The sequence below is a fragment of the Pedobacter mendelii genome (genome assembly GCF_014635725.1).
In the GTDB taxonomy this organism is placed as follows: Bacteria; Bacteroidota; Bacteroidia; order Sphingobacteriales; family Sphingobacteriaceae; genus Pedobacter; species Pedobacter mendelii.
Window position 1 is genome coordinate 1 of the sequence record NZ_BMDJ01000006.1, and the last position, 21,033, is coordinate 21,033.

Sequence of the window (21,033 nt, forward strand, 5' to 3'; positions counted from 1 at the left end):
AAATAGGAAAACAATATTTGCAAGTTAGAACCAGAAGATTAGCTTTGTAAAGCTGTGCACTCTTGTTGCCGTTTTCTGTGCACTCTTAATTGCCAATTCTTGTGCAGTGTTATTTCCCGATTACACCCAATCCAAAAGAAGCTCATCATCAACTCTTGAATATAAAAAAATCTCTAAGTATATTACACAGTAAAGAAAGACCCGATGCCAGTTTTTTAGATAAGGAAAAAATTATGAGAAATTTTCAATCCAATTTTGATATTTATTTAGAACTAATCAGCGAATTCTGGATGACAAGCCCTTCAGAAAATTTCCCTAGATGGGTAAAAAAATGGCAGTCGAATTGCATGTTGTTATTAAAGCATTTAGATTTTGAAAGAGTTTATAACCAATCAAACCAAATTATATTTGAACATTTAGATCTTGATGCAAATAAATGGCAATTGATTAGCATATAGATAATATCTCAATCAATTGGAAAATACAAGAACCTTAAAATGAAATTCATTGAAATTAAATCACTTTTTTTAGTGATAATATTTACGATAAGTTATACAATCTGTAATGCACAGAATGAATATGATAAATATATCTCCAGCGCAAAGAAACTCTATTTCGAAAAACAGTATTTACAAGCTGCGAAGTATTTTTCGATGGCATTTTCGTCAAATAAGGGCCTTGGTAGACTTGATCACAGATATGCTGCTGCTAGTTCGTGGGCAATGTCAAGAGAATCTGATTCTGCGTTTTACGAATTAGAGAAATGTGCAAAAGGCGGCTTTGATGAATATTTCAGGGTAGCAAATGACACCACGCTTACTTATCTTGAATCGGACTTAAGGTGGCAAAAAGTCTTGAATGGAATTAAAAGGAATAAAGAGGAAACTAATACGAAAGCAAATGCTACAATTAGTAGCCCTAATATTCCCTTTATCATGGCGTTGGGTGCCGCTAATGAGTCTGATCAATGGCCAAGGTTCCATATGGATAAAATTCAACAAAAATATGACAGAAACTCTTCTGAGATGAAGGAATATGTGTTGCAACTAAATAAAACAGACTCAATAAATATTGTCAATTTAAAATATCTAATTTCCAAATATAAATGGCCAACTAAGGAAGATATTGGAGAAATTGGTATGCACACTGTTTTTCTGATTATACAACATAGCGATCTAACTTCTCAAAAGTACTTTCTACCTTTCCTTAAAAAATCAGTACAGAATAAAGACATTTCTCTGTCTAGTCTCGCTTTGTTAGAAGATCGAATTGCGATACGTAGCGGAAAAAGACAGATTTATGGGAGTCAGTTGAAATTAAACAATATAACCGGAAGATATTATGTCTCTCCAATAAAAAACCTAAAAAGCCTAGATAAACGTCGCAAGTCAGTAGGTTTGAATACTATGAAGGAATATGTAAAGACTTGGGGGATTATATGGAGCATAGACCAATATGAAATGGATCTGAAACAACTAAAGAAGGCTCTAAAACACCCCTGATAAGAATAAATTAGGTATTAAAAAATGAATATTTTCATATTTTGGTTCAAAAAATGAAATAATTAGTATTTCCAAATTTGTTTTCATATAAACTGAATTAAGGTTAACAAAATCAGCCTTGCAGTCTGAAAACGTCAAGATGTTCAATTATCGAACGTCTTGTTAAACAAATGGTTACATTTATTAGGTGAGTCCTTTTAGTTTTTCCATTAAAATAAAAAAGCTTGCAATCATTTGATTTGCAAGCTTTTACATAGTTTTGATACTATCTTCTGTGATCCCGCTGGGATTTTTCGCACCCGCAAGCCCGAAAACAAACCCGCTCAAGAGAAAAGTTCGAACCCGGGTTCGAATCCCTTAAAACAAAAAACTCCAAGCTTTAGGCTTGAAGGTTTCTGTGATTCCGCTGGGATTCGAACTGATAAATCTATTCAAAACAACAATTTTAAATCAAATTCAACAATACTTCTGTAAGAAAACGAAACAAATAAATTTATAAAACGTCTGGAAACATCATTTTATAATAGTCCATTATAGTGATGACTTTGGAATCAGTACTGTTCTCCATACGTGTTCTTCTTTTTACAAATATGAAATTGGTACTAAAAAAATTTTTGTCATTCTTATCTGTCGATATTCCCTGATAAATAAAAATCCAGGCATCGAGTTTTGGAATGTCCCAAAAGAAGGATTCCCCATTACCTCTGGTATCGCTTTGATGGTAAGCAGGATAAGTCTTCTTTAGATAATCTATAATCGACTTTGTTTCTTCCTGATTAACAGAGCTATAGTTAAATCCTAGATAGTTATTTTTCTGTTTTGAGCTTGTAAATATTGAAAGTCTACTATAATCAGCCAGATTTCCATTGGGATAATCATAGGTGTTAAGTTTTACATCTCCGATTGCATACCCATCCAATTTATTAGTTGTGAGCGATGCCAGGCCGTAATTAGGATCAAAATCTTTCTTAAGTTCTTTGTCTTGGAGCACCTGGCTTGAGATGTCGGAATCAAGCTTCAAGGAAAGAAGCTCTGTTTTTGTTTGCGACTTACAAGATAGGATAATCATGACTATCAGAATTGCAAAGGAAAGTTTCATATGCTGGTTTTTAGTAAACGGAAGATTGTCATTTGTTTTAGTCAAAGTAAATTATCTCCAAATAGAGAAACTAGATTTTTATGGATTAAAAATTTGTTCGTTATCACATGATGGTTCGCCATCAATATAGCAGAGTAATGGCAAATTTTAAATATGCAGCAGTTATTTTACCCTCCGGTATTCGGCGCTGTCTGCATCAACTTGCATCACCAATACATCTCCTCTAAAATGGTAGTCGGAATCTAATTCTTCATTTCCAGTCGCTTTTCCTTTATAAAAGATTTTGTTTTTGGTGATTCTATAGGTCTGTTTCGAAACCACTTTTTCTGCTCCTTCTCCGGTTGTTTGAAAAAAAGCTCCTTCACGGGTGAATTCCAAATGCATATTTCCAATTGATTTTCCATTATTGGGAAGTTTGATTTCCCCAACCCAACTTCCAATTATTTTTTTTTCATAATCCGCGGTCTGTGAGCCGCAACTTAATATAGCGCACACAAACAGTAGCATCACTGTACCTTTCATCAGAATAAAATTTTTCTTGTTTTTCATATCACCAATTGAGTATTCTCTGCCTTAAGTACTTTTAGATTTCTGAAAATAAAATCGAGTGGGCTAACCATTTTTTTACGGTATAACCTAAAGTCTACCTAGCCCCAATTGGTCTCACATGAACAGTCAATATATTTTGCATCAAAACAATATAGTGATTTTTAAAATTTCAACCAACAAAAAAGCCCTACATTTCTGTAAGGCTTTCTGTGATCCCGCTGGGATTCGAACCCAGGACCACTACATTAAAAGTGTAATGCTCTACCAGCTGAGCTACGGAATCTTTTCCTCTTGTTTAAGGAGGTGCAAATATAGAAAATAAATCTATTCGAAAGAATATTATTATTTAAAAATTTATGGTTAAGTAAAATCTTCAATTTTCTTCATAAGATATCCGGCTACAATGCTATAAAATGAGCTTTAAATGAATGAAAACTTAAAATGTTGATATCAATTGTCAACCTAATTTTCCTTACCACTTTTAAAATAACTCCATTCACGTAATGTGAATAACTTAGAAATTGATAGACAGGAGTTTATTCTAAGAACATCGTGGATAACTAAGTCACAATGGATGATTTATTCTTGCCAGAAAATGTATTGAAATCCCTGATTTTCACGCGCTGATATAACCAAAATACACTTGTATATAAAATATTGGAATCTAAGTTAAAAACAATATAAGTTTAGTTAATGGTTTTTAAGAGCTCTATTCTACCAACTCAGTTCTCTTAACCGTGTTTATTACTATTTGAGGTTCAGAAGTGTAATTAATATTTAACTAGTCAACAAATTAACGCCCTTTATTTTAAAATATGATACAGACCCAACGACTAATTATACCTCACAATAATGTTATTCATTTGGTGGATCCAATGGATATCGTTTTCTGCAAATCTGACAACTATTATACTCATCTTCATCTATCTGAAGGCGGTCAGTACCTATTGGTGAAGTCACTGGCGAGATTTGAAAAAGAACTGGCAAGGCCAGAGTTCATCAGGGTAAACCAGTCGTACCTGGTCAATATGTTCCATATCAAGAATATCAATAAAAAGGAAAAAAGCCTAAGGCTAAATTGCGATACAACCATACCATTTACCATATCCCTTAAAAAGCTAATCGCAATGATCTATTAACTGAAACATGATTACTATCAAGCCCGTCCTCTTACTCTTATTTCTCATCGTTCCTCCGGCAAGATATGATGCCGAGGGTCTTACCGGAATTCTCAACATCGTTATGAAAAAAAGCCTGGCGGACGGTTACAATGCCAGCGTTGGAACTAGCTATGGCAAATTACTTTCTAATGCAAACGCATCCCTGAATTATCGTCAGTCAAAATTTGGAACCACAATATTTATAAGCGGATCGAGAGAAACCGGTTTCAGCAAGTCATTGCTGGGCAAGGCTCCAACGCTTTCTGATCTCCGTCAGACTGGGACCAGTAGCTTCACGGGAAATTCCCTTTACTCTACTGCTTATCTGAGTTATTCCATCGATAGCTTAAATTTGATAACCAGTTCCATCGGCTTTACCCCAGGTAGCTCTAGAAGAGGCAGCGAGCAGTCGACATCTATCTTCGACATCAATCAAAAAGTGCTGGAAAACTATCAGCTTAACAACAGAAAAAATGGAAGTGGCTTTGGCGCAAACCTAGCACTTAACTATCAGCTTGGCTTTAAGAATAGTAAAACCAGGCTACTAACTTTCTCTTATAGGTTCATTTCCTATAGGAACAGGGAGAAGATTCTAAACGAACTGCTTGGAGGCAAAACAGAAACATGTATGCTTCCCTAATTTTCATACCGATCAAAAATAGAATTTATTAGGATAATTTGTATTCTATTGGCGTTTTATTTTTCAGTGCTCTATGTGGTCTATTGTGGTTGTAATCATGCATCCATTCACTACTTATCTCCTTTACTTCCTGTATTTATTTAAATACATAGGCATTTAATATATCTCTTCTAAATGTTCCGTTCAATCTTTCGATATATGCGTTCTGAGTTGGTTCTCCAGGTTGTATAAATATTAGTTTGATGTCTTTTTCTTTGCTCCACATATCTAATTTGGCACTTATAAATTCTGGTCCATTGTCTACCCTTATCATTTGTGGGTACCCTCTATATTGGGCAATTTCTTCCAAGCATCTTATTACGCGTAATGTTGGTAGTGAAGTATCTGTTTCTATCATGAGTACCTCTCTGTTAAAATCATCAATCACGTTCAGTAATCTTATTTTTCTTCCATCCCATAAGCTATCGCTCATAAAGTCTATACTCCAAACTTCGTTTATTTTGCCAGGTTGAAACAATTGCTGTTTTACTCTAGCGGGTAGTCTTTTTCGTGCTCTCCTTCTAATATTAAGCTTCAATGAGGTGTAAATTCTGTACAGTTTTTTATGATTAATTACCTCACCTGTTTTCCTAATTCGATGGTAGCTTTGCCAAAAGAATATACTTACGTGCCTGGAAACCAAAGTATTCAACAGGTTGATATATTTCTCATCTTCTTTGGGGCAAGATTGATAACTATAAGTGCTTATGGGAAGTCTAATTGCTCTGCAAGCCTTGCTTTTACTTATTTGGTAATTAGTAATCAGGCTGCCTTTCTTATGGTGATAAGAAGGTTGGTACACTATATAACTAAAGGCATTCAATTCCCTTATGCATTTGTGGTAGGTGGCAATAGAAGCTACCTTCGAGTAGGCCATCAGTTTTCTCCTTGTAACTGAAAATGGCTCCTGAAACTGGTTATGCTGCCAGCGTACAAATATAGCTGTTAGGATACTGATGTGGGTCGGCAGCAATCTGCTATCCGATTCTAATCGTATAATATTAGTAACGCCGAAACCTTCCCTACTTATGGTTTCATCGATAATCATTGATTTCCCTCAAGCAGCGTTGTTATATCCTCCATCTTGTAATACATCATCCCTCCAATCTTAGTGTATCGTAGTGTTCCGTTGATGCGAAGATTCTGTAATGTACCAGGCGAAATACTCAGCAGCTTTCGTACCTCGGCGCTCTTGAGCCATTGTCTGTTTTCAGATTGTCCAGGTTTAATGAGCTGCCTGATCTCATTCAGCATTTCGGCCTTAAGGTTCTTCAGGTCCTCCTTTGTGATTAATTCTACATTCATCTTTCTTTCCTTTATTTAAGTCTACCATGAAATTTTTTGTCAATTGCCTCTACCACAAATTAGGACTTCATCGAAAAGGCCTAAAAGTCATATAATACTTTGGCAGCATTTGAACTGGCACAAAGAAAAATAAAGGAACTTGCTTTTCGCTACCATACAGAACTGCATGGTAATAGATTGGTTAGTAAAAAAACGTATTATTCAAGAAATGGATAAATATCGAATGATATTTTATCGACCTTTTAAATGCTTTTGGGAATGGTTAGCTAATGCTATTTTCTTTTAATTTCCTTTATCTCAAAAAGATGTTGATCTGTTGGGATGGATGAAGAGCGAGTTCCTGGATTGCGCCTCTCTTTAGGAAAATATCTTCGAACCCTATTAAAGTCAATTTCCTTGTTGTCTTCTCGGAAATATTTGCAGATCATTTTTACCCACACAATTTGAAATTCCGCAAATACCAACTGTTTGTGTGAGGGCAGTCTCACTTCTTCCATTTGAATAATCAAATCTACCAAGCTTAAAAATCCTCCTTTGGGGATATTTATAAATTGTGTAGTTTCAAGATCGGTCGCTATCTTAAGTTCTGACTTAAGTGCTTTTATTTGTTCCCTGAGTGCTAGAATATCAGATTCCTGATTAGCAACAATATTATCATATGATTTATGTACATTCCAGTTATCAAACGATATCAGTAGATTTTGTAGCTGTGAAAGATGAGCTATTTCACGCTGCGTTTTAGGATGATTGTTTGCGTAAACATCCCTACTTTTTAAAACTTTCAGTTGTCTGTCAATTATCTCGAAGAAGTTTTTGATGAATAATTTTTCACTACTATCGGCAGTGTTTTTCAAATAAAAATCCAGATGGTGCAGAAAAATTCCTGAAATCTCATCGGTGGTATAGCAAAAATTCTTTTGAAAAGATGCTTAAGGAAATGTAATCGGCTCCAGGTTACTGGGTTTCCAATGTTCAAAGTATTTTCCGAAAAATCAAAACGATAACGGGGCTTGAAAAAACTTATGCTCATAATATATCGATTTATTCAAATATAATCTTTTGGATATGATTGTAGTTCTTAACTCTTTGTATCAGATGAATGTTCAAAACTCCCAAATTATCAAAATTTTTTAACCCTCAGTATATCTTAAGTTGATATTTTGGAAAGCAATAATATTCAAATTTTGAATTACGGTAATTTCGTAGGCTCAGCAATATTGATTATATTGGTGTAAAATGACTTAATTATGCCAAGGAATTATTGTGTTCTACTTTTTATGCTAGTTGTCCAAATCCAATATTCAAAAGCTCAAAAGTTTGAGGTTTTAAATGAAACATATACTAATTTGCATAAGCTCAAAAGCCTTAGTTATTCAACTAATTTTACTGAAGAAAACCCTTTTAATCCTGGAGATTTTTCCAAGGGTATAATAAAGACGCAAATATCATACGGTAAGGATGGCGTTATTGATTTCAGGCGCGACGACAGTGATAAGAATTCTGGTCAAATAGTCACTAATGAAATATACAAAAATGGTAAGCGATATACTTTTAATTTAACTGATAGCACATATGCTGTAGATAATTTTACGGGTATAGTTAAAGATGAGCTGCATGGTATTATTTCAGCAATGCTTATCTGTTTAGGAAAAGAACCTTCTAAGGTGCTGCATAATAATGATACGCTATATAATGGAAGAATGTGTTATCAATTTTTGATTAAAGCCTATGATACGATTGCTCACGGAAATCACGATTATACTTTCAAAACTATTTTGATAGATAAGATCTCAATGATGCCTTTATATTATAAAGAAATAGGTTCTGGAGCTGCTTTCAAAGATGGATATGAAATAGGCAGACTAAAATTCTTCATTGAAAAAGCATTTACCGATTTTAAACTAAATCAAATCATTTCAAGTAACGAATTAAACTTTGACGGTTTTCAAGAAGTCAATAAAAGTATGTTGAGGATAGGAGAAACTGCGCCTTTGATTGATGCAACTCCAATATCTAATGCAAAATTATTTTGGAAAAATTCCATGAAATTGGATGTTAAACTTGTTGTTTTCGGATCTACCACATGTTCTGCTAATCCTCTATCTAATCCTATGTTAAATAGGCTACATTCGAAGTATGCTGGTAAAAATTTTTATATAGTTAATGTTTACACTGGAGATACAGTCGAACAGATCTCTCAGTATATAAAAAATAATCATATTAATTTTCCAGTTTTTTTTGGTACCAGATCATTAAGTTTGAGGTTCAAGACTATAGGTACACCCAACTTTTACCTAATCGATTGGAACGACAAGATTGTAGCAAGTATTGATGGATTTAGCGATTCTTTGGAAGAAGAATTGACAACAAAAATCAACAATTTAATAAGACAACATGACTGAATTGTAATCACACTATTTGATAAACCTTTGCTCCAGTGACTTGGTTTTAACCCAACAAACATTAGTGCTGCCAAACCATTTGTATCTTCTTTTTGCTATTATGTTATATGTAAAATCTCTAATAAAAACCGGGATAATTTAAGCCTATACAAGAATGACCACCATCCATTGAGTTTCCTTGCTATTTTTAATATCGCCGTTGATTTATAATAAACATTTCCATCTTCTATCAGAATAATGCTGTCTATTGTATCGATGCTTTTAATCTTTCCGTTTAATCTTAATTGCGCTGCAAACTCGCTTTGTAGAGATGCAAAACTGAAATAACTATCGTGGTCATGTTCAATTATAAATTGAACAAAACCGTTGTAAAGGTTGCAAACCCCGTCGAAAAATATAATCGATTTTTTTTCATGATAAATATCCAACATTCAATATTTTTTGATTGGTATAATACTTTTGGGCATTAAAAGTCTAAAGTAGGCAGATTTATATTTAAATCCAAAGAAGTTGGGGGTTACGAAATCAGATATTTAAAAGTAGCATTGGAATTAAGCTGCTAAATGTGAGTTTAACTCTTTTTTGATTGATTACTCATTTTCATAATCCAAAAAGATAAAGTGGTTTGATAAATTATAATTCGTGTAACAGATTGTGTGTTAAGTGTAGGAAAAGGGTCGTTATAAAACGCTTTTTTGATTATTTAAAATGGTTACATAAATTGCAATCTTAAAACGAAAAGTAAAGTCCGAATGAATTAATTCGGACTTTGGAAAAATAGTGAACGAAAAATTACTGTCTTTAGGTTATATATCTGAGATGTTTGGACCTTGAAAAATGTAATGGACTGATTTATAATGACTGCATTTAAATTCTAGCTACCTTTGCAGTGATTTCTAATAATATTTAGTACCATTTGTTTTTTTTTATAAATTCATATAAATCTTCAAAACAATTTGCAAATGTATAGCTGTATCATAATCGATGATGAACAACGTATAATTTCTACCCTTTCGGATTACATTTCTGCAATTCCGCAATTGAAACTAGTCAAGACCTTTACTGACCCGGAATTGGCACTTAACGATATTAAAAATGGAGAAATTATAGACTTTTTATTTCTTGATGTAGACATGCCTAAATTAACCGGGCTTGAAATAGCAGCCATGGCTAGGCATAAAGTTCGTTGTCTTGTTTTTGCTACCGCACATACCAAATACGGTTATCATGCTTTTGAACTTGACGGTGATGCATTTTTATTAAAGCCTTACGGCTTTTCAAAATTTGAAAGCACAATTCACAAGTTAATATCAAGCAAACTTCAATCCAACCCGAAAAAGTTGTCTAGGGAATTTTTCATGGTGAAGAATAAGGATAACAACTATATCATGCAGAAAATTATTTTTGATGATGTTATTGCTGTTGAGAGCAAGAAGAACTATGTAAGAATATTGACTGTTTCAGGCGACGTCACTGCATACTTAACTTTAGCAGAAATAATCGCAATGCTTCAAAATCAACCAGGATTTGCTCAATTTCATCGAAGTTTTGTGATTGGAATTAGGCACATCGATTCAATAGACGGAAGTTCGATCGGCATGTCAAAAGGGTTACGCTTCAACGTTGGCGATTCATTTCGGCCCTCCTTTCAGGAGTTTCTACTTAATTATTCTATCAAAACCGAAAGGAAGTAGATCCTGGACGCCAGCGATAATGCATTTTTTTATATTTAGTTTTAGAAGCATTAATCGCACAGTGACAATAAATTTATTTTTTAGGTGTGATTTTTTATCTTTTTTGAGTTGAAATTATTATCTGACAATCTATCTAAGCTTTATCAAGGAAAAGAGCTCAATTAGCAAGGAATTATAGGGTTGTGTGTAGGAGTGAGTTTCAAAATGGATTTCTAACTAAATTGAAACCCTAAACCATTCGATGAGGTTGCACTCAACTTGCTATTAATGAAAAAAACAAGTTTCAAAAAATTAACATTATTTTATTTTGCCTGTTTACACCTCCTTATAATTTTATTGGTCGTGCTTGGTGATTCAATCACTGGATTTCAGTATTTAATTTCCACTCAGAAGTCAGATAAAATAGATTCCAATAATATTGCAAGCAAGGTAAGAAGGCATCTTCGTGAAGTATTAACCCTTCCAGGTTTATATCACTACACTTTGTTTAGCGGTTGTGATGCTGGCTATAATTATTTTGCGCCCAAAGTGGCTAGAAGTGTTTCCTTGGAATGTATTCAATATGATAGTGAAAATAATGAAATTAGCCGGCTATATTATCCAATTTCGCTGAAGACACATGAGGGAATACAAAGATATTCTGTTTCTTTAGCCAATTTCAATAATGCTGTTAGAAAGATGGACAGCGCCAGAAAAGATAGCTTGTATCATTTCTTTACTCAGGATGTAGGTATACGTATTCTACAGTCGGGACGTACAAAAAAAACGGAATTTGCTGAATTAAATTTTTCCACCTATGTCTATCCTAGTCTTTCGGGTTTCAAAAATGGAGTTAAGCCTACCCTGATTAATATTACAAAAATTAATTTACGAGAAACCCGTTGAGAAATAAAAAAATAAAGTCAGTAATAAGGTTCTTCTTGAGAGATCGGGTGGAAGATGTTTCTTTTATGCCATTTTTCCGTTTATCGATCGGGATCTTTAGCTTAATTCATTTTCTGTTAATAATTCCGGATTTTGAAACTCTTTATGGAAAGGATGGCATAATTGATAGCGCTATCATGAATGCCTTCAAACCCAAGATTATTCCGAGTCTTGCTCAAAGTAATGATTTTTTATTTGGTTGGGCAAACCTTTCCGACAAAGTTATAATGTCAACGGTAGCGGTTGTCTATTTAGTTTTTTGCATGTTTCTAATTCTTGGTTTTTTAACGCGTTATGCAGCTTTACTCCTGATTATACTACATACTGTGATTTTTAGAGGACAGATATTATATAGTTATGGAGTCGATAGCATAACATCTATTGCGTTATTTTACTGTTTTATCTTTCCAGTCGGAAAAAAATATTCGTTAGATAGCATATTTTTTAAGCAAAAAAACGGATCGCCCAGTCCTTACCGAAAAATTCTTCAATTACACCTTTGCTTAATTTACGTTTCATCAGGCTTTGTAAAGCTGATGGGTGTAGATTGGCGGAGTGGAGAGGCAATTTGGCAAGCGACGCATCAGATAAGGCATAATATTTTTTTTGATGTAAACTTTGATGTTATGGGTAATTATGCATTTTTACCAATTTTGTTGTCTTGGAGTACTTTGATTATCGAATTATTCTATCCACTATTAGTATTTACATCGCGTATAAGCAATTTTAGCCTCTTACTAATTTCTGTATTGCACATTGGGATAGCAGTCTCGCTAGGTCTTTACTATTTCTCCTTATTGATGATTATAATGAATCTAACAGCCTTCCTAAACCTCAATTCTAAATATCTATCGAGATTTTAAATATATGATTATCATTAAAAGCTCAAACAATATAATATTTAGCCAAGACAATCAATGCCTATGAAATTTTACATTTTATTTTTAGTTTTTATTTGTATTTCTTGTGTAGCCTCTTCTCAATCATTTAAAATTATTGGATCCGTACAGGATACTAGTAAAAAAATAAAGCTCAATCAAGCATCAATCGTTCTTGTCAACTCAAAAGATTCCATCATATATGCTGATACTAGATCTTTGAATGGGGTTTTTATGTTTCAAAACGTCGTTAAGAACGATTACCATCTGATCATCTCTTATCCTAAGTATGTTGATTTTTTTCTCTCTCTGAATTTAGAAAAAGACAGCTTGATAAATTTAGGGACAATACACTTAATGGATGAAGCAATTTTATTGAATTCAGTAACAATTAAAGGAAAACGTGTAGGAATTAAGATAAGGGGAGACACTACGGAATACGATCCAGCTGCGTACAATTTGCGACCAAATGCAACTGTTGAAGACCTTTTGAAGCAAGTGCAAGGCATGCAGGTCGATAGGAATGGGAACATAACTGCACAAGGCAAGCAGGTGCGTCGTGTACTAGTAGATGGTGAAGAATTTTTTGGCAATGATCCGACATTAGTCACCAAAAGCTTACGCGCAGATATGGTTGAAAAAGTTCAAGTTTTTGATAAAAAAAGTGATCAATCTGCCTTTACCGGGATAAATGACGGTAGGGATGCCAAAACGGTTAATGTGAAGTTGAAGCGTGAAAACAAAAGTGGAAATTTCGGACGAGTAGAATTAGCAGTCGGAAATCTTGGATTTTACCAAGGCCAGGGTTTCTATAATCGCTTCCATAACGACAATAAAATTGCTGCATATGTTTTCTCTAATAATACGGGAAACGTAGGCTTGAGTAAAAGAGATCGTCAGCAATATTCCGATGGTGGAGTAGAGGCAACATATAATGCTTTAGATGTTGACATCTGGAATGGGAGTTATGGCGGGAGAGGTATACCAAAGTCTACTGGTTTAGGTGGCCAGTTCAGTAATAAATTTAACGAAGGAAAAGTCGTTATGAATATGAATTATAGCTACAACAATTTAAATGTTTTAGGCTCCGATTTTGTTGAGCGCCAAGAGAATCTTCCTTCAGCATATTTATTAAGTAATTCAGTTAGAAAGTTTGACAATAATGATCAAAAGCATAACTTTAACGGTGATCTTAAAATTCTTCTAGACACAAGTTCCACCCTGGTAGTTAAAATAAATGCGGGTCAAATTAGGCGAAATACGTTTAATAATTTTAGAGCAGAGATTAAAGATTCAATCGGGAACATCATTAATTCAAACTCCAGGCTGTTTGAAACCTTCGCAAATAAATATGCTGGAACAGCTGATCTGTTATACCTAAAGAAATTAAATAAGGAACGGAGGACAATATCAATAGGGCTTAATCTATTCCATACAACTTCAGCTTCATCAGGAACATTAATTTCGAATACGAACACGGGAGTTACCTCAGAATTAAACCAACTGAAGTACAATGATGATCATTCATCTATAATAAACTTGAAATCTACGTATACTGAACCATTGACAAAGTCGTCTACACTCTCGGCGAACTTGATCTGGATTTTTAATTCTAGTAGACTAAACCGAGAAACATTTGATCAAGCGAGAAATTCACAGATTAGTGTGTTGAATGAAGCATTAAGCAATGACTATCGGCTTGAACAAGTTTTTCAGAGAGGTGGTTTAAATTATTATTTTTCGACAAAAAAAGTAAGATTTCAAGCGGGCTCTGATTTTGCCTATGTAAATTTTGATCAGAATGATAGATCAAAAAATTCTTTCTTAAGAAAAGAATTTTATAATCTCTACCCTTCGGCTGAGTTTGCCTATAACTTTTCTGCTATGGAAACTTTTTCCATGAAATACAATGGATACCCTACTTTACCATCAATAGAGCAACTCCAACCAGTGATAAACAATACTGATCCATTAAATTTGATCCTTGGAAGCATAGATTTAAGACAATCATTTTCTAACAGTATTTCGTTGAATTACATTGCGTTTAAAACGGCAAAAGATATCTTCATGAGTGGGAATTTTAGCTTCTCGCAAATCAAAAATCCAATATCTGTTATCGTTAACACCGATTCTGAGGGGTTGAGCATATACAAGTATGCTAATCTAAATAATGTTTCTAATTTAAGATATTCTGGTTCATTCTCATATGCTGCGCCTCTGAAACTTAGTAATATTTCCTTCACAATTGATGGGAGCATGGATGGAAACCGTTTAAATAATATCGTAAATTCAAAATTGTCAAACAACCTTTTAAATATGTATAAGTTAACTTTTGGACTTGGAAAAGCTAAAAAGGGCTTATACAATTGCGGTGTAAGTTTTGGCGTAATCTATAATACGAATAAAAATAGCTTGCAACCTCTTTTGCAAAATGAATCATGGGGATATCAAACGAGACCAAATCTTGATTTCTATTTACCTTTTAAAATGACCATTCACACCGAAGTGGATTATTTGTTTCAGGGAAAAACTACGAGTTTCACAAATGATTTTAGTCGTGTTTTATGGAATAGCTATATACAGAAGGATTTTTTCAAAAATAGTGATCTTTCAATAAAGCTAACTTTGAACGATGCATTGAATCAAAACAGAGGGTTTGAACGGTATATTACTCAAAACCTGGTAATTCAAAATACCTATGATACGATAAAACGGTACTTTATGTTCTCATGTGTATGGAACTTCAAAAAATTTAATTCAGTTAAATAATTTAAAATGAGTTTACTAGAAAAAAAAATATACACTGTTCTTGCACTGCTTTTAATATTTATTTTTCCTATTAATTCCAGCGGGCAAAATCAAAGTTTCATAGAAAGTGGATCAATCGAATTTGAACGTTCTGAGAATGTTTTCTTTTACCTGGATAGCTATTATGGAACATTGGAAGGGGACATGAAAAAGTATGCGGATGAATACAAAAATAACAATCCAAAATTTAAGCTTACCTCTTTCATTTTAGATTTTGACACGAATGAGTCTATATTTCTGCCTAAATCGAATTCGGAATTAAAAATCGATTTTTTGTCGCAATTCTCATCTGAAAATAAAGTCCTCGTAGACTTTAAACGACAAACTTACAGTGCTCAAAAGAATATATTTGGTATTAAGTATCGATTTAACGAGCCCATTAAGAAAATAAATTGGAAGCTTACTGGGGAAACTAGAGAAATTGCTGGATTTCTTTGCAGGAGGGCAAATGGATTGATTGCCGACTCAATATATGTTGTAGCTTTTTACACCGATCAGATTACACCGAAAGGCGGTCCGGAATCTTTCATGGGTTTACCAGGAATGATCTTAGGTGTTGCATTACCAAATGAACATATAACTTGGTTCGCAAAAAGATATACTCCGGGACGTGATAGACAATTACTTATTAGGAATAAATTAGAAGGTAAAGCGATAACAACTAGTGAGTTGGATGAAGTCTTTAAAAATGAGCGAAATAGAAGGACTTTAAATCTTCTTAATTTTATAAAACGAAGAACTTTGTTCTAGTAGTTACCTGCCAAATTTAAATAAGTATACCCCGATAAGATTTGATACTGGAATAGGACCATAATGTCTGGAGTCTTCAGAGTTATTTCTATTGTCACCTAGTACGAAAATGTAGTCCTTTTTAAATGTGTAAACAGAAATTTTTTTGTTGCCCAATCGAAATTCATCGTTATTGCGAGTGATTTTCAGACCTTCATATTTTTTAATAAGGAAACTATACAGTCGGTGATTTTTTTCATTTAAGGGTATAGTCATACCTTTATACGGAAGAGTTATGAATTCTAAATTACTGTAATCAGATTTAAGCTTTGAACTTGCTCTTTCGCTTCCTGAACCTTCTATTTTAATTGAATCAGTTACCGCTGACTCCTTAAGAAGTTTGTATTTTCCGAAATTTAAATTGATAATTAAATAATTCGAGTTTCTTACCATACTGGCATTGAAATAATCTATATCCGCTTCGTTAAAAAATTGCTCTAATCGATTATATGATTTGTAAAATATTTTAAATTTCAATATGACATTCGGATCTTCATTAAGCATCCTGCCATTGACCTTTACCTCATTATTTAATATTTCAATACTTTGTCCTGGTAAAGCTATGCAACGTTTAATATAGAATGATTTTTCACTGGAGTCTATTTTAAATACAACGATATCTTTAGGTTTTAGATTAGCCTTCACATTTAATCGCTTTAAGAATTTCGATACCAACCCAGAATAGTGCATTTTATTTATTATCACTTTGTCATCGGCAAACAATTTAGCATTCATTGAACTACTGGGAATGTTGAATACATCTAAAAAGCAAGTTCTAATGGCTAGAAGAGTTGATAGAGAAAGGAAGATGAGGATTATAGTACGCTTTATTTTTTTGTTAACCACCATTACTTTTGTCAAGTAAAAACTTACGAATTCCTATATTTTTAAATGCAGTTAATGCATAAAGGATTTTTGGATTTTGGGGATCGATAGCTATTTGATAACAATCTTTGTCCAGTATTATCTGTTTTACCGGATTGCCATTCCAGTCATAGACTAAAATTATGTTGGATGATAACGCACTTGATTCTCGAGTTTCTGAAGGCTTACCGTTGAACAGCGTAAAGATGAAATCATTTGTTGCAGCGATGTTATTGAAGCCGTATCTATTGGCTGCAGTGAATTTAGACTTCACAACACCATGTCCAAGGTCCATTATCTTAAAGCTTGGTAAATAATATAATTTTTCTTTTACCAACCTTGTAGCATTGCTATTTATATTGAATATTTGAAATAGTGCGCCTCTGGCGGAGAAATTTGCAATTTCATTGCCATTTGGACGAACCACTAGCTTTCCTCCTAAGGCACTTTTGGTCCATCCAATATTATCCCTATCATAATATTCTTTGAATATATCATTTTTAGGCATTGTTAAATCGACAGAAGTGATTAGCTTTTGCGTTATAACATTAAATCGACCAATCACTTTACTATCCAGTTTAGAGAAACTGATGTTTCCTGTAATGATCGAATCGGAAAGTAGAGTGGGTTCTAAAAATGTAAATTCTGGGGGGAGCGTTGAAATTAATTTTGGATTATAATTCACATTTTTAATTAGGCTATCTAGATCAAATTTAAAAAATCGATGTAATGCTGATGTTTCGTAAAGTGTGAAGTGACGTTTCTCTTTATTTATTCGATTCAAGTTGAGACTATTTATATTATACTGATTCTTGCCATTACCAGTTTGAGCAAACCTTCTTATAAGACTGCCATCATTTAAATTGATAATGGAAAAGGCGGTGTAACCATTATTGTCATAACAAATAGCTAAAGAATCAAATACCTGTATATTTCTAGGATCATATAGAACGCTATCATTTTTTAGTTTGATGTCATTTCCATTCAAGGATATTCTAGGCAATACTTTAAAATCACTCAGGGGCTCTTGTTCATCCACATCATTATTGCATCCAAGGCAAAATATTGTTAGTAGTATAAGCAGAAGTAACTCAAATAAATTGGTTCTCATAGTTAGATTTTTTTATTTAGGATGATAATATAAGCGGTTTAAATATTATTGTAGATAGTATCGTCTTTTCAATTATAAAAAATAATATGATTATTTTTCTCATGTATTGCTTTAATAAATTGGTTGGAGCTCTAAAGGGTTTAGTAAATAATACACTCATAAGTATTGACAAAATCGCAGGAACCATTCGTGACATTGTATTTTTCCAGACATATTGTTTTCCTAACTCATTAGATGGACTTAGGATTATTAATTTAGTAAGAAATTAAGAAGCTTGCTATTTCCTACACATAATGGTTTAAATTCTTTCTGAAGCAGTTGTCTTCCGTGACCAATTTTTGAGTGGAAATTGATTACTTCAAAAAAAAACCAGATCGAAGATCTGGTTTTTAAAACTAATTCATTCCGGTAGTGCACCTTGGAGACTACTGTTTTTTACCGTTAATAGTGGCAGTTCCACCATTATAAGTAACAGTACATTCACTTCCATTTTCGCTACAACTTACTGTCTCAGCAACTCCTATTTCAGTTTTCTCAGATGCTTTAGCATCCAAAATCGCGAATTGACTGCTTGATGAAACAGCAGAAACATCTCTCAATCTGATTTGAGTTTGGCTGTTTGCTTGAGCTCCGTTTAGGTTACTCAAACCCCAGATAGATAAAGCTAAAGCTAATGCAGGCATACCCGCTTTCAACATCATTTTTTTCTTAGAAAATTTTTCCATGGTTTTTAAATTTAGTTTATTATTAGATTAATTGTATTATTTAACTAGTCCGATTTAAAGATCTATTATTGATAGACTTTATTTTATAATGCCAATTTTGTATACAAAATGGTACTTAATTACTATTTGTCTTTTTTCTGCATTTTCATGCAAAAATAAAAGGGTTTGTAATTAATCTTTTTTCCCGGCGACTGTGGCAACTGTACCATTAATAGTAATAGTGCACTCACTTCCATTTCCGCCACATGGGCAGCTAGTGCCGACCTCACAAGCTGAAATTTCTTCCTGCTTTTCTGTTGCGTTAGCATTTTTTATAGCAACCATTTCAGACATATTAATATGTTCAACATGCCTTAATTTAACTATCATCTTCTCATTAATATTTGTCACATTAAGGGCCAATAAACAGCCAATGATTAAGCATACTACCGTTGCTGAATAGAATCTAGAATTTTTTATAATCATAACAACTGCTTAATAATTAATGCGTTACTTAATAACTCTAAGTTAGATTTCTTCAAAATACAAAGGTCAATCCTACACATAAAATCCTCATTCCTTGATCAATCTTCTTAATGGCACGACGAATAGATAGAATGAGGTGCGATATAATTTAGCACTGTATCTGATATTTAGAAGATGAGATAAATGGGGGTAAATTAACGCTTAGAGATGTATTATAAAAAGAAGACTTAGAGGTGTCCATAAAAAATATGAATCTTTGAGAATAAGATCCCTAAAGATTTTAAATGGTTATGATTTGGGTATCGTTAATGAAGAAGAATAAGCTTTGAGCTATTATTTTACAACATTGCCTATTAGCGTAAGTAATTGTGGAGAATTGCTGGTATTGGTTGTCAGGTTTATTACTTTATTTTGCATTCCTGTTTCTCCGCTAGTGAAAACCGCTGTCACCGAATCCGTTTGGTTAAAAAGGATAGGCTTCTTGGGAATTGAGGCGACAGTGCAGCCACAGCTTGTTGCAGCATCATATATCATCAGTGGTACTTTGCTTGTATTTTTGATGTAGAAGACGTGTTTTACTTTTGCACCTCTTTGTATCTTACCGAAATCAAAGGTTGGATTTGGTAAATATATCTCGGACAACGTATCAACCTCAGCGACCTCTTTTGATATTTTACTCAGATCATATGAGCCAGAGTTTTTTTTATTAGGAGAGTGACACCCTGTTAGTATTATTACAGAAATAAAAATAAATAGTTTCATCATGTTGCAATCTTATGTAAAGTTAGTCTAAAGGGGTGGAGTCTATGTTTTTCTGGATATATAGGCTGTTTGCCGTGTCGAAGCAGCTTATTTGCACGACCTAATTTGGTGAGTGTGTATGAATTCACAGTCTGATTGATGGATTTAATGGAGAAAATGATTTACTACCAGCTTCACGATACCAGGAGTTAGATAGCGTAATGAAGTTTGTATTGTTTAAGCAAATAATGGTAATGCATGTTTGATACGCCAAAATATTTCTTTTCTCAATTGCTAGACATGTAAACAACAGGGACATAATCCTATATTGTTTCTTTTCAATACTTACTTTAATTACAAGCAGACATGTTTAAATGTATTATTATCGACGACCATTCTCGTTCGGCAGAAACCCTTGGTGAATTCGTTAAAGCGATCCCTGAACTTAAATTATTATCCATTTATACTGATCCATTAAAAGCATTAGATGAAATTTGCATTTCTCCAGACGTTGACCTGATCTTAATGGATATTGATATGCCAGGCATTTCTGGGATTGAACTAGCAGGTTTTGTTAGACAAAGGACTAGAAAGCTTGTTTTCGTAACCGCCCATTGCCGTTATGCCTACCAAGCGTTCAAGGTCAATGCTGATGAATTTCTACTTAAACCCTATTCTATTATTGAATTTAACAATATTATAAACAAATTATTTAAGGGGACGGAGAATAATTTATGGCTCACCAAATTAAAACCTTTTTTTTTTGTAAAGAGCAAAGATGACCACAATCGAATTGTAAAAATAGATTTCAAAGATGTGATTGCTTTGGAGAGTAATCTCAATTATGTTGTAATTCACACATTCGATAAACAGATAACTTCACTTATATCATTGTCGGAAATCTCTAAATTTTTTGTCAATAGGGTAGAATTTGTAAAATTTCAGCGAAGTTTTATAATTGCGGTAGACCATATAAAGATGATTGATGGTATGTCAATTTACATGAAAGGAAATATACAGTTAACTGTGGGAGAATTTTACAGGAGAGATTTTAGGACTTTCTTGGAGGAACACATTATTACCAAATCAGGGGCACGGATTATGTAGCCCCTGATGTGTGATTTTAGAAGTTTCAGAAAACTCCCGTTGTATGAACTGTGATTGTAATTGTTTGAGTAGTAGGTTCGGTTTCCGAACCCTTAAATCTTTGTGTGCCTGGTGCCTTCTTGTAAATAAATACAACTCTTGACTTGATTTTTAAATTTCTATGTTTCATGGTTTTTTTTTTGAAACTTAGCATATGTCGATAGCTGTTTAAACTTTGAGGGATATAACGAA

Annotated in this window: 22 protein-coding genes, 1 tRNA gene and 1 pseudogene; 11 read left to right on the plus strand and 13 right to left on the minus strand. The window is 33.5% G+C overall.

Annotated elements, in window-relative coordinates; translation table 11 throughout:
• Positions 1-155 precede the first annotated feature (155 nt).
• Both IEV50_RS11700 and IEV50_RS11705 read left to right on the plus strand, forming a co-directional pair.
• Entirely contained in the window at positions 156-458 is a 303-nt protein-coding gene (locus tag IEV50_RS11700; protein ID WP_188414443.1) for a hypothetical protein, read from the plus strand.
• A gap of 39 nt (positions 459-497) precedes the next feature.
• Positions 498-1,502 carry a DUF6624 domain-containing protein gene (locus IEV50_RS11705; RefSeq protein ID WP_188414445.1) on the plus strand — a complete coding sequence of 335 codons (1,005 nt, stop codon included), beginning with the start codon at positions 498-500 and terminating at the stop codon, positions 1,500-1,502.
• A 493-nt stretch (positions 1,503-1,995) separates the two neighbouring features.
• On the opposite strand, the gene IEV50_RS11710 is transcribed toward IEV50_RS11705, so the two are convergent.
• The 3 genes from IEV50_RS11710 to IEV50_RS11720 form a co-directional block, all read right to left on the minus strand.
• The gene (locus IEV50_RS11710; protein ID WP_188414447.1) at positions 1,996-2,493 is read right to left on the minus strand and encodes a hypothetical protein; all 498 of its coding nucleotides are present in this window, start codon (positions 2,491-2,493) and stop codon (positions 1,996-1,998) included.
• A gap of 270 nt (positions 2,494-2,763) precedes the next feature.
• On the minus strand, positions 2,764-3,150 hold the full coding sequence (locus tag IEV50_RS11715) for a hypothetical protein (RefSeq protein WP_188414449.1): 387 nt from the start codon (positions 3,148-3,150) through the stop codon (positions 2,764-2,766).
• A 210-nt stretch (positions 3,151-3,360) separates the two neighbouring features.
• A tRNA-Lys gene (locus IEV50_RS11720) sits at positions 3,361-3,433 on the minus strand.
• A 532-nt stretch (positions 3,434-3,965) separates the two neighbouring features.
• On the opposite strand from IEV50_RS11720, the gene IEV50_RS11725 reads away from it, so the two are divergent.
• The gene (locus IEV50_RS11725) at positions 3,966-4,289 is read left to right on the plus strand and encodes a LytR/AlgR family response regulator transcription factor (protein ID WP_188414451.1); all 324 of its coding nucleotides are present in this window, start codon (positions 3,966-3,968) and stop codon (positions 4,287-4,289) included.
• 7 nt (positions 4,290-4,296) lie between these two features.
• On the plus strand, positions 4,297-4,950 hold the full coding sequence (locus IEV50_RS11730; protein WP_188414453.1) for a TonB-dependent receptor: 654 nt from the start codon (positions 4,297-4,299) through the stop codon (positions 4,948-4,950).
• A gap of 28 nt (positions 4,951-4,978) precedes the next feature.
• Here the strand turns inward: IEV50_RS11730 and IEV50_RS19760 are convergent.
• The 3 genes and pseudogenes from IEV50_RS19760 to IEV50_RS11750 all read right to left on the minus strand — a co-directional run bounded on the left by IEV50_RS19760 (position 4,979) and on the right by IEV50_RS11750 (position 7,148).
• A pseudogene (locus IEV50_RS19760) lies at positions 4,979-6,037 on the minus strand (IS3 family transposase).
• Positions 6,034-6,294, minus strand: a complete 261-nt coding sequence (locus IEV50_RS11745) for a helix-turn-helix domain-containing protein (protein WP_188414457.1) — start codon at positions 6,292-6,294, stop codon at positions 6,034-6,036. The pseudogene IEV50_RS19760 and the gene IEV50_RS11745 overlap by 4 nt, the downstream one beginning before the upstream one ends.
• Before the next feature lie 272 nt (positions 6,295-6,566).
• On the minus strand, positions 6,567-7,148 hold the full coding sequence (locus tag IEV50_RS11750) for a hypothetical protein (protein WP_188414459.1): 582 nt from the start codon (positions 7,146-7,148) through the stop codon (positions 6,567-6,569).
• 393 nt (positions 7,149-7,541) lie between these two features.
• Here IEV50_RS11750 and IEV50_RS11755 point away from each other — a divergent pair, with 393 nt between their 5' ends.
• Entirely contained in the window at positions 7,542-8,696 is a 1,155-nt protein-coding gene (locus IEV50_RS11755; RefSeq protein WP_188414461.1) for a TlpA family protein disulfide reductase, read from the plus strand.
• A gap of 98 nt (positions 8,697-8,794) precedes the next feature.
• Here the strand turns inward: IEV50_RS11755 and IEV50_RS11760 are convergent, their stop codons facing one another.
• Complete coding sequence (locus IEV50_RS11760) at positions 8,795-9,127, minus strand: thiol-disulfide oxidoreductase DCC family protein (protein WP_229746715.1); 333 nt, start codon at positions 9,125-9,127, stop codon at positions 8,795-8,797.
• A 531-nt stretch (positions 9,128-9,658) separates the two neighbouring features.
• Between IEV50_RS11760 and IEV50_RS11765 the strand changes: the two genes are divergently transcribed.
• From IEV50_RS11765 to IEV50_RS11785, 5 genes are all read left to right on the plus strand, one after another.
• Positions 9,659-10,390: a LytR/AlgR family response regulator transcription factor gene (locus tag IEV50_RS11765; RefSeq protein ID WP_188414463.1), complete on the plus strand. Its 732-nt coding sequence runs from the start codon at positions 9,659-9,661 to the stop codon at positions 10,388-10,390.
• A 267-nt stretch (positions 10,391-10,657) separates the two neighbouring features.
• On the plus strand, positions 10,658-11,275 hold the full coding sequence (locus IEV50_RS11770; RefSeq protein WP_188414465.1) for a hypothetical protein: 618 nt from the start codon (positions 10,658-10,660) through the stop codon (positions 11,273-11,275).
• On the plus strand, positions 11,272-12,177 hold the full coding sequence (locus IEV50_RS11775; RefSeq protein WP_188414467.1) for an HTTM domain-containing protein: 906 nt from the start codon (positions 11,272-11,274) through the stop codon (positions 12,175-12,177). The genes IEV50_RS11770 and IEV50_RS11775 overlap by 4 nt, the downstream gene beginning before the upstream one ends.
• Positions 12,178-12,237: 60 nt before the next feature.
• Positions 12,238-14,961 carry an outer membrane beta-barrel protein gene (locus IEV50_RS11780; RefSeq protein WP_188414469.1) on the plus strand — a complete coding sequence of 908 codons (2,724 nt, stop codon included), beginning with the start codon at positions 12,238-12,240 and terminating at the stop codon, positions 14,959-14,961.
• A gap of 6 nt (positions 14,962-14,967) precedes the next feature.
• Positions 14,968-15,750 (plus strand): GLPGLI family protein, encoded by a 783-nt coding sequence (locus IEV50_RS11785; protein WP_188414471.1) that lies wholly within the window; start codon positions 14,968-14,970, stop codon positions 15,748-15,750.
• A gap of 3 nt (positions 15,751-15,753) precedes the next feature.
• Here the strand turns inward: IEV50_RS11785 and lepB are convergent, their stop codons facing one another.
• From lepB to IEV50_RS11810, 5 genes are all read right to left on the minus strand, one after another.
• Positions 15,754-16,638, minus strand: coding sequence for a signal peptidase I (gene lepB / locus IEV50_RS11790; protein ID WP_188414473.1), 885 nt, complete (start codon positions 16,636-16,638; stop codon positions 15,754-15,756).
• The gene (locus IEV50_RS11795; protein ID WP_188414475.1) at positions 16,628-17,764 is read right to left on the minus strand and encodes a BF3164 family lipoprotein; all 1,137 of its coding nucleotides are present in this window, start codon (positions 17,762-17,764) and stop codon (positions 16,628-16,630) included. The genes lepB and IEV50_RS11795 overlap by 11 nt, the downstream gene beginning before the upstream one ends.
• A gap of 425 nt (positions 17,765-18,189) precedes the next feature.
• Entirely contained in the window at positions 18,190-18,489 is a 300-nt protein-coding gene (locus IEV50_RS11800) for a hypothetical protein (protein ID WP_188414477.1), read from the minus strand.
• Positions 18,490-18,660: 171 nt separating this feature from the next.
• Positions 18,661-18,954, minus strand: a complete 294-nt coding sequence (locus IEV50_RS11805) for a hypothetical protein (protein WP_188414479.1) — start codon at positions 18,952-18,954, stop codon at positions 18,661-18,663.
• A gap of 333 nt (positions 18,955-19,287) precedes the next feature.
• Positions 19,288-19,719 carry a DUF1573 domain-containing protein gene (locus IEV50_RS11810; RefSeq protein WP_188414481.1) on the minus strand — a complete coding sequence of 144 codons (432 nt, stop codon included), beginning with the start codon at positions 19,717-19,719 and terminating at the stop codon, positions 19,288-19,290.
• A 342-nt stretch (positions 19,720-20,061) separates the two neighbouring features.
• On the opposite strand from IEV50_RS11810, the gene IEV50_RS11815 reads away from it, so the two are divergent.
• Positions 20,062-20,802: a LytR/AlgR family response regulator transcription factor gene (locus IEV50_RS11815; RefSeq protein ID WP_188414483.1), complete on the plus strand. Its 741-nt coding sequence runs from the start codon at positions 20,062-20,064 to the stop codon at positions 20,800-20,802.
• Between the two features lie 25 nt (positions 20,803-20,827).
• Here the strand turns inward: IEV50_RS11815 and IEV50_RS11820 are convergent, their stop codons facing one another.
• Entirely contained in the window at positions 20,828-20,971 is a 144-nt protein-coding gene (locus IEV50_RS11820) for a hypothetical protein (protein ID WP_188414485.1), read from the minus strand.
• Positions 20,972-21,033 lie beyond the last annotated feature (62 nt).